The following is a 14,107-nucleotide window of genomic DNA, read 5'->3' on the forward strand; positions in this document are numbered from 1 at the left end:
CTGAACCGGCCACTTTAGTGGCCAACTGAACCCGGGACCGCGTTAGCGGTCCCGCTTGCCGCTTTGAGCGGCTCACACTCAACGGGCCGCGTCAGCGACCCGCCCGGCCGCTTTGAGCGGCCAACACCATAAAGCCCCCGGCTCTGCCGGGGGATATTTACTCGTTTCAGAGATCTGTGCATCCCGTAGGCCTGCGCCGGCCATGACGATGATGGCACCCCGTCCCAATTGACCTGCGGTCTGCTGTAGCTGACGCCCTGGCTGAATGGGGATTCTGATGGGTTTCCGTTGTTGCCAGGGCGTCTTACGGTTGCCGTTCGGAGACGACACGAGCCGGACGGGGCCGTTCTTCCGACCGTAAGGCCTGATGAACGCTGCACGGACCGATATGGAGATATGGCATCGGATCAACCGGCCGTCCGCCCATAATCATTCCAAAGTATAAATGAGGACCGTACGTCAGACCGCTCCGGCCAACCCTTGCTATCCTTTCTCCTCCGTAAACGAATCTGCGGCCCTCGGCGATCAACGGCGAGACGAGACCAAGGTGGCTGTACACGCCGATGAAGCCGTCATGCTGGATGAGAATTTCCAGGCCTCCCACCCCATGCCGCTGGATCCGTATGATGGTGCCCGGGGCGACCGCCGTCACGGCCGCTCCCACCGGAGCCGGCAGATCAACGCCGTTGTGAAACGTCCCGGCAAGCGGCTTGTTGGGCAGCGTGCGGGGACCGAACGGAGACGATACGCAGGCCGATGCGACCGGCAGAAGCATGGCGGTTTGCCCGAGCCCCCGTGGCGCCGCCTGTGAATCGAGTGGCACCGAGGAAAGCCCCCAGGCCAACACTGGCAGAAGCGACTTCTGCAGCAGGAAGTGGCTGCGTCTTTTCATGCAGCCAAGGGTACTCGGTTGCTCAGGATAAGCAAGGAAGGCATATTGCTCTGATCCTTGCCTGATCGACTTCCTGCGTTCAGCCGTCCTCTGATGGCGGCCGCCGGCGAACGGCGACATCGGTCATCTTCGTCTATCCCGTGGCAGCCTTCCTCAGTGTGCGCACCGCGGGAAGGACGACGGGCGAGGCCGGATCCTCAGCACTGGCCAGTGCTTGCAGCAGAGCCTCCTTGATCTGACCGAGCTTGCGCTCGTTCTCGATCTTCAGCCCGAATATGTCCTTGACGTAGAAGACGTCCACGGCCCGCACCCCATAGGTCGTGACATGCGCCGACGCAATCTGGAGTCCCTGTTCGCTGATTGCCGCGGTCACGTCGTGCAGCAACCCCGGGCGGTCGCGCCCATTCACTTCCAGAACGGTATGGGTATTGGATGCGTGATTGTCGATCACGACCCGAGGCGGAACATGGATGGCCTGCATCCGCCGTCCCAGCAGTACCTTGGAGACCCGCCCGATCTCCGTTGCCAGCTTCAAACGGCCTGACAAGGCTTGCTCGATCAGAACGGACAGTCGCGCCAGTCGATGCGGCGAGTCGAATGTGCCGCCGCTGGTGTCCTGAATCCAGAACGTATCCAGCGCCATGCCATTGTTCATGGTGTGAATGCGCGCATCGACAATGGATGCCCCGGCAACCGCAATCGCCCCGGAAATCTGGCTGAACAACCCGGCGTGGTCGGCACAATAGACCGTCACTTCGGTGACCGCTCGCGCCGGCAGCGGCTGGGTGTCGACGGTCAGCGGCGACTGGCGATGTTCCGAATCACGAATAAGCCGGGCATGGCGGGCATGGGTTTCCGGATCGAACGACAGCCAGTACCCCGCATAGCCGAGCGATGTGTAGCTTTCGATCTCCTGATCCGTCCAGTCCGACAGCAAGGAGGCGACCGCCTGCTTGGCCCGTGCGACACGCACATCGCGCTCGGCCGTCGCCAGCCCGCCCGCCAGGACTTCGGCAACACGCGAATACAGTTCGCGGAGCAGCGTGGCCTTCCAGCCGTTCCACACCTTGCTGGACACCGCGCGCATATCCGCAACGGTCAGGATCAGCAGCAGGCGCAGCCGTTCCGGAGACTGGATCGTATCGGCCAGGTCCAGGATCGTCTTCGGGTCGTCGATATCGCGCTTGAAGGCGGTCCCGCTCAGCAGCAGGTGATGGAGCACCAGCCACGAAACGGTTTCCGTCTCCTCATCCGTCAATCCCAGCGCCGGTCCGACCTCAAGCGCAACCTCCGCGCCGATCTCGGAGTGATCGCCGCCGCGCCCTTTGGCGATATCATGCAGCAGCATCGCCAGGTATAAAGCCCGGCGCGACTGAACATGGTCGATCAGCTCAGACGCAATGGGCGCGATCTCCGCCAGTTCGCCACGTTCAAGCTTGTTCAGGACGCGGACCGCCTCGATCGTATGCTCATCGACGGTAAATATATGGTAAGTGTCGAACTGCATTTGCCCGACGATGCGCGCCCAGTCCGGCAGGTACCGGCCGAAGAAGCCGGTCTCGTTCAGGATGCCCAGCCAGCGCGCGCCGTCGGGGTGCGGGCTGCCCGGCCGGTGCCGGTCGGGTTCCTTGCCACACAGCAAGTCCATGAAAATGGCAGCCGCTTTCGGATCGCCGCGCAGCGCGACGGCCCGGCGCTCGTTCTGGATGAACGAGCGGATGGCGAGCGGATGAAGCTCCAGGCCCCGGTCGCGGGCAATCTGCAGGATCCGCAGCATCTGGATCGGTTCAGCATCGAAATCGCGGCCGCTGATCGGCAGCAGCTTGCCTTCCGCGAGCACGAACCCGGCCGAAAGCAGCGCGGCGTCGGTTTCCGCCTCGATTGCCGGAGGGCCAAGCGCGGAGCGCAGGATCGCCGGCTCTAGGATCCGGGTCAACCGCGCGATCTCGCGTGCCGTCAGGAAATAGTGGCGCATGAAGCGCTCGACGCCGTCCTGGCGGCCGTGCCGGGTGTAGCCCATGCGAGCGCCGATGACGGGCTGCAGATCGAAGGTCAGCCGTTCCTCCGCCCGGCCCGCCACGTAGTGCAGGTGGAACCGGACCGTCCAGAGGAATTCCCACGCCCGCCGGCCGTGACGCGCCTCCTGCTGCGTCAGGATGCCGCCCAGGTCGGCCAGTTCGCCCATGGTCTGGGTGTCGAACACATAGCGCGCGATCCAGTACAGCGTCTGAAGGTCACGCAGGCCGCCGCGGCCCTCCTTCACGTTCGGCTCGACCACGAACGGGCTGTCGCCGTAGCGCCGATGACGCACCGACCGCTCGGCCTGCTTGGCGGCGATGTACTCGGCGGCGCCCGCTTCCTTGCAGGCGGCGCGGAACCGGCGGTGGAAGTCGCCGAACAACACTTCGTTGCCCGCCAGGAACCTCGCATCGAGCAAAGCGGTGCGGATGGTCGTGTCCTTTGCGCCCTCGGTCAGGCAGTCGCTGATCGACCGGGTCGCATGACCGACCTTCAGCCCAAGGTCCCAGAGGAAATACAGCATGTATTCGACGACACGCAGTGTCTCGGGCGTCGGGTCCTCGGCGGTCAGGAACAGCAGGTCGATGTCGCTGAACGGGGCCAGGACACCGCGTCCATAGCCACCGGTCGCCGCTATGCTGAGATTTTCGACCGGCTCCAGGTCCGAGTTCGTGGTGGTGTGCTCGAACAGGGCGCCGATAACGCCGTCAACCAGCGCGGCAAGAAGTCGCGCGGCCTGCAGGCCGGTGATCTGCTCATGCTCGAAGGCGTGCTGGACGTAGGATTGGATGCGTGCCAGATGCCGCCTGAAGGCGCCGACCGCGGCCTCGCGCGGCACGGGGCCGCCTTCGGCAAGGCCGGCAAGTGTATCCGACAAAAGCGTCGCCGCGGCTTCGGGGGCACGTGGCAGGGGGATCGGGGTTAACATTGCCTTGATCGTACTATGGTGGTCCATCGGCGCAAGCGGGGACAAGCGCTTTCAGCAGATATATGGCTTCAAGAGCTTGTTTCGGCGTCATGGCGTCGGGATTAATCTCATCGAGGGCGTCCCGCAGCCGGGACAGCGCATCATTTTCAGAAGCCGTGTCGTCCGGCATCGTGGCCGCCGCAAACAACGGCAGACTGCGCAGGGACGTGGACGTGGCCAGCGGCCCGCTGCGTTTTTCCATCGCCGCCATCAGCGAAGCCGCCCGGCGGACCACCGGCGCCGGCACGCCGGCCAGTTCCGCGACATGGATGCCCCAGGACCGTCCGGCTGCCCCCTCGGCGACTTCATGCAGGAATACAACGCTGCCCTTCCATTCCTTGACGCGCATCGTATGCGGCCTCAACCGTGGCAGGCGATCTGCCAGTTCCGCAAGTTCATGGAAATGTGTCGCGAAAATGGTGCGGCATCGTGTTGCGGAGTGCAACGCCTCCAGCACGGCCCAGGCTATGGCAAGCCCATCCAGAGTGGAAGTGCCACGGCCGATCTCATCGACCACCACCAGGGACTTCGGGCCGGCCTGGTGCAGGATGGCGGCGGTTTCCGTCATTTCCACCATGAAGGTCGAGCGCCCGCGCGCCAGGTCGTCGGCCGCGCCCACCCGGCTGAACAGGCGATCGACGATCCCCAGGATGGCCGCATCCGCCGGCAGCGGCAGTCCGGCCTGGGCGAGCACGACGAACAGCGCATTCTGCCGCAGGAACGTCGATTTGCCAGCCATGTTCGGCCCGGTCAGCAGCATCACCCGCCGATCGGCTGACAGGTCGCAGTTGTTGGGCACGAAAGCGGCCTGACCGGACAGCGCGCTTTCCACCACCGGGTGGCGGCCGGCTTCGATATGAAAGTCCTCGGCATCGGTCAGCACCGGCCGCACCCACCTTCCACCCTCGGCGAGTCCGGCAGCGGACTGGATGACATCGAGGAATGCCAGCGCCTCGGCACAGACGGCGAGGCTGTCGGATTGGTCGACAATCTTCCGGACGAGGTGGTTGAACACCGTGCGTTCACGCGCGGCCGCCTGTTCCGCCGCCTCGCGGATACGCTGGTCCAGCTCGGACAACTGGGCTTCCGTGAAGCGGGCGCCGTTGGCCATGCCCTGGCGGAGGGTCAGGGCCGGAAAGGCCCGCAGCTTCTCGACCGCCACAGCCGGCGCTTCGATCACATAGCCAAGCTGGGCATGGTGCTTGATCTTCAGGCTGGCGACGCCGTAGCGCTGCGCGTAGTCGAGCTGAAGCGTCGCGATGACCTGGCGGCTTTCGTCCCGCAGGGCGCGGTGCGCATCCAGTTCGCCGTCGAAACCGGATCGGATGACGCCGCCATCCTCCAACCGGGCCGGGGCCGGATCGGCGAGCGCGGCCTCCAGCTCCTGCGCCAATGTCGTGTCATCCGGAATCTTCGACCGGACGCCGGCAAGGGCCGAGGGCAGGGGAGGCTGCAGGATCCCGGCGACAGCAAAAGCCGCCTTCAAACCATCCCGTATCGCGCCGAGATCACGCGGGCTGCCGCGATTGAGCGACAGGCGGCCCAAAGCCCGGGCCATATCCGGCGTCCCCCGCAGGATGCCGCGCAGTTTCTTGGTGGCGTCCGGGTTGGCCAGGCACCAGCTCCAGCCATCCTGGCGGGCAATGATTGCCGCATGGTCGGTCAGCGGCGCCGACAGCCAACCCGACAGCAAGCGTGCTCCCGCAGCCGTCACAGTCCGCTGCACCGCGGACAGCAGCGTGTACTGCGTGCCGCCGTCCCGCGATCGATGGATCTCGAGGTTCCCCCGGGTCGCCGCATCCATCGACAGCACGCCGGCCTGGCCCTGGGGTTCCGGATGGCCAAGCCGAGGCAAGGCGCCCGACTGTGTGCTGCGGACATAATCAACCGCCATGGCCGCCGCGACGGCTTCTCCATCGGTGAATGTCCCGAAGGCATCGAGGCTGGCCGTGCCGAAAGCATCCGCCAGCCGCCGCCGCGCAATCAGCGGCGGCGAGGCAACCGGCTCGGGCGAGCGACGCGTGCTCCAGTCGCCCACTTCCACCGTCGGAGGCGCCAGGATCTCTGCCGGTTCAAGCCGACCGAGCAGGGCCTGCAAGTCCGTCGCGGGCAAGGAGGCGGTCTCGAACAGGCCGGTTGAGACATCAACCCAGGCCGCTCCCAGCAAATCCTTGTCCCAGGCGATGGCCATCAGCAGATTGGGGCGGCCAGCCTCCAGCAGCGTCTCTTCGGTGATCGTCCCCGGCGTGATCACCCGGATGACCTCCCGCCGGATCGGCTGCTTACCCGTCCGCGCCTTGGGGTCTTCCATCTGTTCGACGATGGCAACCCGAAAGCCCCGGCGGATCAGGCGGGCGAGGTAGGATTCCGCGGCATGATACGGCACGCCGCACATCGGGATGGGGGTGCCGCCGTGCTCGCCGCGGTGGCTGAGTACGATGTCCAGCACTGACGCGGCGGCTTCCGCGTCGGCGAAGAACAACTCGTAGAAATCGCCCATGCGGAAGAACAGCAGGGCATCGGGATGCTTCTCCTTCGCTGCGAACCATTGCGCCATTGCCGGCGTCGCGCCGGCGGCTGACGGTGCCTTGGCGAGATCTGGAGGCGTCGTATCCACAGCCCGGCTATGCCTCCGCGCCAGCAGGTTGCGACGCTTCGCGCTTGCGGATGAAAGCGGCGATCGATGCCAGGGCAGCCGGGGTCATGCCCTGGATGCGCGACGCCGCGCCGAGCGAATCCGGGCGGGCACGGTTCAGCTTTTCGCGGATCTCCGCCGACAGGCCGCCGATCTCTTCGAAGACGATATTCGTCAGTCCGACACCGTTCTCGCGTTGGCTGAGCCGGAACTCGGCCTGCTGTCGATGCAGGTAGCCGGCGTATCGCGCATCGATGCGCAACTGCTCCGCCGTCCGGTCCGGAAGCGCTTCGAGCCACGGGAATTCGGCGCACAGCAGCGGCCATGTGATGGCGTCGTTACCGGCCAGTTCCAGAACCGATCGCCAGCGACCGTCCGTGAAGGGCGGTATTCCCAGACGAACAGCGGCTGCGGCCGGAAGCCCTTCCTGTCGTGCGCGCTCCAGCGCCTGGTCCAGCGAGTGCTTGTGCTGGAGGAAGGCAGCGGTTCTTGGCTGGCCGACACAACCCCAGGCCATTCCCTTTTCGGTCAGTCGCAGATCGGCATTGTCGGCCCGCAAGCTCAGGCGGAACTCGGCGCGGGAGGTGAACATCCGATAGGGTTCGGTCACGCCCTGCGTCGTCAGGTCATCCACCATGACGCCGATGTAGGATTCCGTCCGATCAAGCCACACGGCGGCTTGATCGCCGCAAAGACGCGCCGCATTCAGCCCTGCCAGCAATCCTTGCGCCGCCGCTTCTTCGTAGCCTGTCGTGCCGTTGATCTGTCCGGCCAGGAACAACCCCGGCATGGCGCGCACTTCCAGGCCGCGTGTCAGTGCCCGTGGATCGACATAGTCGTACTCGACTGCGTAGCCGGGCCGGATCATGCGGGCATGTTCCAGTCCCGGGATTGTCGTCAGGATTGCCCGCTGCACGTCCTCGGGGAGGCTGGTGGATATGCCGTTCGGGTAGATGGTCGGGTCATCCAGGCCTTCCGGCTCCAGGAAGATATTATGCCGATCCTTGCCGGCGAACCGGACGATCTTGTCCTCGATCGACGGGCAGTAGCGTGGACCCCGGCCGGCAATCTGGCCCGAGTAAACAGCCGACTTATGTATATTTTCCCGTATGACCGCGTGCGTGGCTTCGGTTGTGCCGGTGATGCGGCATTCGATCTGCGGATTCGGCAAGTGCGCAGTCATGGTGCTGAACGGCTGCGGCTGGTCGTCTCCCGGGTCCGCCCGCAACCCTTCCCAATCGATGGTGCGGCGATCCAGGCGCGGCGGAGTTCCGGTCTTCAGGCGGCCAACGGGGAGCCCAAGCCGCAGCAGGGTCCGCGCCAGGCCAATGGAGGGCGCCTCGCCGATGCGGCCGGCTTCGGTGCGATGATCGCCGATATGGATGATCCCGCGCAGGAACGTCCCGGCCGTCAGCACGGCGGCGCCACAGCCGATGCGGCTGCCGTCGGCGCAGATCACGGCGGCGACCCGGCCGTTCCGATCCGCCTCAAGATCCTCGACGCTCGCGGCACGCAGCGCGAGGCCGGGCGTGTCCTCCAGCAACGCCCGCATGGCGCGCCGATACAGCCCGCGATCCGCCTGTGCGCGGGGGCCGCGGACGGCTGGGCCCTTGCTTCGATTGAGCAACTTGAAATGGATGCCGGCAGCGTCCGCGGCGCGGCCCATCAGGCCGTCCAGAGCGTCGATCTCGCGAACCAGGTGCCCTTTGCCAATGCCGCCGATGGACGGATTGCAGGACATTTCCCCTATCGTATGCAACGAATGGGTCAGCAGCAGGGTACGGGCGCCTGCCCGGGCGGCCGCGGCCGCGGCTTCGCATCCGGCGTGGCCGCCGCCGACAACGATGACATCGAAGCGATCACTCATCCGCCGCTTTCTGCCATAGAATTCGGCGTCCAGCCATGCTTGAACGCGACACGCTTTTCATCACAGGCGGTCACGCCCATGATGGCGGCACGGGTCCGGGCAGGACGCTGCGGAAGATTGGGGGTTACGCCATGGCCGACGGGACGAGCGACACACGCACAGCGCGAATTTCCGTGGAGGAAGCGCTGGCCCTGCATGCCCATGGCCGGCCTGGAAAGCTGGAAACGCGCATCAGCAAGCCGCTGACCACCGCCCGGGACCTCTCGCTCGCCTATTCGCCCGGTGTGGCCGAGCCCTGCCTGCGCATCGCCAAGGACACCACCCTCGCCTATGATTACACGACCAAGGGCAACATGGTCGCGGTGATTTCCAACGGCACCGCCGTGCTCGGCCTGGGCAACCTCGGGGCGCTGGCGTCCAAGCCGGTGATGGAGGGCAAGGTCGCCCTGTTCAAGCGTTTTGCGGATGTCGATGGTATCGATCTCGAAGTCGGGACCGAGGACGTCGATGAGTTCGTCAACGCCGTCCGGTTCCTCGGGCCGGGCTTCGGCGGGATCAACCTGGAAGACATCAAGGCGCCGGAATGCTTCGTCATCGAGCAGCGCCTGCGCGAACTGATGGACATCCCGGTCTTCCACGACGACCAGCATGGCACGGCGATCGTCGCCGCGGCGGGCCTGATCAACGCCTGCCATCTCACCGGACGCTCCCTGCGCGAGACCAGACTGGTGGTGAACGGAGCCGGGGCGGCCGCGATTGCCTGCGTCGAGTTATTGAAAGCCATGGGGATGCGGCCGGACAACGTGATCCTGTGCGACACCAAGGGCGTCGTCTACCAGGGCCGCACGGAAGGCATGAACCAGTGGAAATCGGCCCATGCCGCGGCGACCAAAGCCCGTACGCTCAGCCAGGCCATGGAGGGAACCGACGTCTTCTTCGGTCTGTCGGTAAAGGGCGCCCTGACACGCGACATGGTCGCCTCGATGGCCAAGCGGCCGATCATCTTCGCGATGGCCAACCCTGATCCGGAAATCACGCCGGAGGAAGCGCGGTCGATCAGCCCACAGGCGATCATCGCCACCGGACGCAGCGACTATCCCAACCAGGTCAACAACGTTCTGGGATTTCCCTATATCTTCCGCGGCGCGCTGGATGTCCGCGCCACGACGATCAACGACGCCATGAAGATCGCGGCGGCCGAGGCGCTGGCGCAACTGGCGCGCGAGGACGTGCCGGATGAAGTGCACAGCGCGTCGGCCGGGCGCCGCCTGACCTTCGGGCCGGAATACATCATTCCGAACGCCTTCGACCCGCGCCTGATCGCGCGCGTGCCGCCCGCCGTCGCCAAGGCCGCGATGGACTCCGGCGTGGCGCGCCACCCGCTCGAGGATCTGCGCCGCTATTCCCGCAGCCTGTCCGGGCGGCTTGATCCGACGGCCGACGCCCTGGATGCCACGATGGAGATGCTGCGGGAGCATCCGCGGCGGGTCGTGTTCGCCGAGGGCGAGGAAGAAAAGATCGTTCGCGCCGCCATCGCCTTCCGCTCCGCCGGTTATGGCCAACCCGTGCTGATCGGGCGCGAGGATCGGGTCAAGCGGACCATGGCCGGCCTGGGCCTTGGTGAGATCCAGGGCATCGAGATCCACAACGCCCGCCTGTCGGACAGAAACAGCAAGTATGTCGAGTTCCTTTACGCGCGCTTGCAGCGGCATGGCTACCTGCAACGCGATATCCAACGCCTGGTGAACCAGGACCGGAATGTCTTCGCCGCCTGCATGGTGGCGACGGGCGATGCCGATGCCATGGTGACCGGCCTGACCCGGTCTGCCTCGGTTTGCCTGAGCGATATCCAACAGGTGATCGGCCCGGCCAAGGGGAGCATTCCGTTCGGCCTGACGCTGCTGGTCGGGATGCGCGGCAAAACCATCTTCCTGGCGGACTCACTCGTCAATTTCCGCCCCGACGCAACCCAGGTGGCGGATATAGCCATCGGCGCGGCGGCGGCGGCAAGGCATCTGGGCCACGAGCCGCGCGTCGCCCTTCTGTCCCATTCCACCTTCGGCGATCCGGCGCCCGAGCGTGCCCAGCCAATGCGCGATGCCGTGGCGATCCTGGATCAGCGCAACGTGGATTTTGAATACGATGGAGAAATGAGCCCGGATGTGGCCCTGGAGCCGTCCATCCGCGCGCTATACCCATTCTGTCGCCTGACCGGCGATGCGAATGTCCTGATCGTCCCGGGGCTGCACTCGGCCCACATCACGGCGCGCCTGGCCCATCACCTTGGCGGCGGGACCACGATCGGTCCGTTGTTGATCGGGATGGAAAAACCGGTGCAGATCGTCGCGATGGATGCGTCGTCGAGCCAGATCGTCGATCTGGCCTGCCTTGCTGCCTATCAGGCGGTCCGCCGATAGGCAGCAGGTCCTGTCAGAGAGTCAGCCGAATCGGTTCAGGCCACCGGTTCGGCGTTCTGGCGGGGCAGCGGGATGTCGGACGGAGGCTGGTCGGTGATCATTTCGATCCGGCCAGTGATCTGCCCACCGTCCTCGACCTGCAGGCGGCGGCAGCGGGCAGTTCCCATAACCCGGCCGCTGGCGCGCAGGACAAGACTGCCGCGTACGGTCAGGGTTCCGTCCATGGTGCCGGCAATCTCGGCATCCTCGACCTCGACCTCGCCCTTGAACATGCCGCCGGGAGCAATCGCCAGTTCGGTGGCATGGATCATCGTCGCTTCGACCGTGCCCTCGACGACAAGGCGTTCGGCATCCTGGACGACGCCCTGCACGCTGATGCCGCGACCGACAACCAACGTCCGGCGCTCCGCCGGATCACGCGCGGCGGGACGACTGACGGTCAGGCCGGTTCTTGCGGACGTCGCCGGTGCGATGGGATTGGTCCCAGACGGAGAAAAGGGCGGGCGTGACATGATATGCGCATCCTTGGCCGGAGCGGGACGGAAAGGCGGGACACCGAGACCGGCGTCTGAAGGCGGTTGGGCAACGTCTGATAAGGCGGAGCGAAAATCCGGGTCTGCATCGGCCGCCTCGGGTTGATCCATCGGCGATGCTGTTCCTGCGGGCTGGGCCACGCCTGACGTTGCCGGAAGTGGTTCGTCCGGTTTGCGACGTTTAAACAAAGTACTCTACCTGATTACAAGAGAAGCCTCCGCCTAGCATGGAGCGCCCCTTGCGAACAACATTCCCGTGCAATCGGTTGCTGTCACCCGCTTATGGGCGCATCCGGGAAGGCGCCTGTCGCGGCTGATCCACGGCTGACAGCGCGATATCAAGCACGTGGACCATCGCCGCCGTGCCGATAACCGGGATCAGCAGGTTGATCAGTGGCACATAGGCCGCCGCGGCCAGGATCGCGCCGTTCACCAGGACGACTCCGCGCTGGGACTGGTACAGCGACTCGGCGGCTGCGCGAGGCATGCGTCGCATTGCGACCGCAACGAACAGGCCGCGCCCGACGGCGTATGCCGCGATCACCCATCCCAGGAAAAGGCCGATGCCGGGCACCAGGATCGCCAACAGCAGCGCGATGGCATTCAATGCCAGCACCCTGCCGGCAACCGCCACGCCGTCCCATGTCTGCGCGATGATCGACGCGCCCTGGGGCGGCGGCAGCCACGGATAGAAGCGATGCTCGACGGCCAGCGCGATGCGGTCGAAGTACAAGGTGCCAATCGCCGTGGCGACCGGCAGAAACAGGAAGATCGCCAGCAGCAACGCCCCGACCGCGCCGAAAATGTCGGCGGCCCATTCCCACAGGCCATGGAGATGCAGCAGCCAGTGCACGATCCCGACGGCCGCGGCATAGATCGCAGCGAAGCTGGCGGCGGACCAGGCGACGCTGCGCACCGCAACGCCGACGAACACCGGGTCATCAAGCTGGCCGAAGGCGCGGGCGATCGGCAGGAACAGCGGCGACATCTGGGGTGACGACATGGCTATGGACCTCGGGCCCGCAGGAACGCGGCACGTGAGAGAGATACGATACGGCGCTCGGGAACGCCGGGCACTTTCCCTCCAGATACCATCACCTACAGTGCATGTGCACGTCCTTGCAGACTTGTGGGAGGAAGATGGATGGCCTACGTCCCGTCGCCGCATGTTACCCAGAACTGGATCCTGTCAAAGCCGTCGGCACGGGGGCGGCGAGGCATCGTCGTGTCGCAGGTCCGCAATGCGGCCGAGGCGGGCATCGCGATCCTGGATGCCGGCGGGAATGCGGTGGACGCGGCGGTGGCAACCGCTCTGGCGCTTGCGGCGGTTGAGCCGTGGAACTCCGGACTCGGCGGTATCGGCTTTGCCCTGGTGCATCGCGCCGGGCAGCCGAGGGCGGACGTCGTCGATTTCGGACCTGTGGCACCGCGTGCGCTGAACCCGTCGGCGTTCAAGCTGACCGGCCGCATGAAGCAGGATCTGTTCGCCTGGCCCGAGGTGGTGGGCGACACCAACATCCATGGTCCGCTGTCGTTCGCGATCCCGTCCGCCGCCGCCGGATATGCGCATATGCATGCGGCCTGGGGAAGGCTGCCACTGCCTGACGTCATGGCCCCGGCCATCGCACTGGCAAAAAGAGGGCTGCCGCAGGACTGGTACACGACGCTGAAGGTGGCGGCCTCCGCGTCGGTCCTGCGCCGCTATCCGGAAAGCGCGCGGATCTATCTGCCGGACGGCCTGCCGCCGATCGCGCCCTATCAGGGCAAGCCAGGGTTCTTTCCGCTCGGTGGGCTCGCCGCGACGCTGGAGCAGCTCGGCAGGGCCGGACTGCGCGACTTTTATGACGGCGAGATCGCGCAGGCCATCGTTGCGGATGTCGATGAAATGGGCGGCGTGCTGGCGGCCGACGACCTGCGATCCTGTCAGGCACGGGTCCAGCCGGCGACGGAGTTTCCCTGGCGCGGGCATACGCTGCAGTTGGCCGGGGGCCTGACCGCCGCTCCGACCATGGTCCGGGTGCTTGAGCAAATGACGCCGGCCAGGCCAGGGTCCGGACCGGACGCCGGCTGGTACCTCGCTCTGTCGCGCGCCATGAAGACGGCTTACGCGGAACGGCTGGCCGGACTGGGCGATGCGGATCCACAGGCGGCCGAGACCTGCACCACCCACCTGACGGTCTGCGACCAGGATGGGACCATGGTCGCCATGACGACGACCTTGCTGTCGTCTATGGGAAGTCGCGTGGTCCTGCCGCGATCGGGCATTCTGATGAACAACGGCGTCATGTGGTTCGACCCACGTCCGAACCAGCCGAATTCCATCGGTGGCGGCAAGCGGCCCCTGACCAACATGTCGCCAATCATCCTGCGCACCGGTGACCGGCCCTGGTTCGCCGCCGGAGCCTCGGGCGGACGCCGCATCCTGGCGGCTGTTACCCAGTTGCTGGCGTTTGTCACGGATTTCGGCATGAGCCTGGAAGAGGCCGCGCATCATCGCCGGATCGATGTTTCCGATCCGGATCATGTCTCGGCTGATCAGCGTCTGCCGCGGGAGATCATCGATGCGCTGGCGTCGGATGGCCGGACCGAGGTGGTCGAGCATGCCGTGATGCCGATCAACTTCGCCTGCCCCAATGCCATTGCCTCGCAACAGGACGGTTTTCGTGTCGGAATAAGTGATGTTGCGTCACCCTGGTCGGCCGCTTTGTCGCAAACGTAACAGAGTGTTGCGATTCCGGATTTCTTGAGCTGCGATAACAAAAATCCTTCACATGCTC

General features: G+C 65.6%; 8 protein-coding genes. 2 read left to right on the forward strand and 6 right to left on the reverse strand.

Annotated features, from left to right (window positions below; translation table 11 throughout):
* Positions 1-304: 304 nt before the first annotated feature.
* From CCS01_RS10700 to mnmG, 4 genes are all read right to left on the reverse strand, one after another.
* Positions 305-1,012 carry a M23 family metallopeptidase gene (locus CCS01_RS10700; RefSeq protein ID WP_104518814.1) on the reverse strand — a complete coding sequence of 236 codons (708 nt, stop codon included), beginning with the start codon at positions 1,010-1,012 and terminating at the stop codon, positions 305-307.
* A gap of 13 nt (positions 1,013-1,025) precedes the next feature.
* Complete coding sequence (locus CCS01_RS10705; protein ID WP_104518815.1) at positions 1,026-3,866, reverse strand: [protein-PII] uridylyltransferase; 2,841 nt, start codon at positions 3,864-3,866, stop codon at positions 1,026-1,028.
* Positions 3,853-6,435 carry a DNA mismatch repair protein MutS gene (mutS, locus tag CCS01_RS10710; RefSeq protein WP_104518816.1) on the reverse strand — a complete coding sequence of 861 codons (2,583 nt, stop codon included), beginning with the start codon at positions 6,433-6,435 and terminating at the stop codon, positions 3,853-3,855. The genes CCS01_RS10705 and mutS overlap by 14 nt, the downstream gene beginning before the upstream one ends.
* A 67-nt stretch (positions 6,436-6,502) precedes the next feature.
* The gene (mnmG, locus tag CCS01_RS10715; RefSeq protein WP_104518817.1) at positions 6,503-8,380 is read right to left on the reverse strand and encodes a tRNA uridine-5-carboxymethylaminomethyl(34) synthesis enzyme MnmG; all 1,878 of its coding nucleotides are present in this window, start codon (positions 8,378-8,380) and stop codon (positions 6,503-6,505) included.
* A 131-nt stretch (positions 8,381-8,511) separates the two neighbouring features.
* On the opposite strand from mnmG, the gene CCS01_RS10720 reads away from it, so the two are divergent.
* The gene (locus CCS01_RS10720) at positions 8,512-10,797 is read left to right on the forward strand and encodes an NADP-dependent malic enzyme (RefSeq protein WP_104518845.1); all 2,286 of its coding nucleotides are present in this window, start codon (positions 8,512-8,514) and stop codon (positions 10,795-10,797) included.
* Positions 10,798-10,832: 35 nt separating this feature from the next.
* Here CCS01_RS10720 and CCS01_RS10725 read toward each other — a convergent pair whose 3' ends face one another.
* Together CCS01_RS10725 and CCS01_RS10730 are read right to left on the reverse strand one after the other, a co-directional pair.
* Positions 10,833-11,309 (reverse strand): bactofilin family protein, encoded by a 477-nt coding sequence (locus tag CCS01_RS10725; RefSeq protein ID WP_104518818.1) that lies wholly within the window; start codon positions 11,307-11,309, stop codon positions 10,833-10,835.
* A gap of 301 nt (positions 11,310-11,610) precedes the next feature.
* Positions 11,611-12,333 carry an EI24 domain-containing protein gene (locus tag CCS01_RS10730; protein ID WP_158258339.1) on the reverse strand — a complete coding sequence of 241 codons (723 nt, stop codon included), beginning with the start codon at positions 12,331-12,333 and terminating at the stop codon, positions 11,611-11,613.
* 141 nt (positions 12,334-12,474) lie between these two features.
* On the opposite strand from CCS01_RS10730, the gene CCS01_RS10735 reads away from it, so the two are divergent.
* Positions 12,475-14,049 (forward strand): gamma-glutamyltransferase, encoded by a 1,575-nt coding sequence (locus CCS01_RS10735; RefSeq protein WP_104518846.1) that lies wholly within the window; start codon positions 12,475-12,477, stop codon positions 14,047-14,049.
* The last annotated feature ends 58 nt before the right edge of the window (positions 14,050-14,107 follow it).

The organism is Rhodopila globiformis, assembly GCF_002937115.1.
Taxonomy (GTDB): Bacteria; Pseudomonadota; Alphaproteobacteria; order Acetobacterales; family Acetobacteraceae; genus Rhodopila; species Rhodopila globiformis.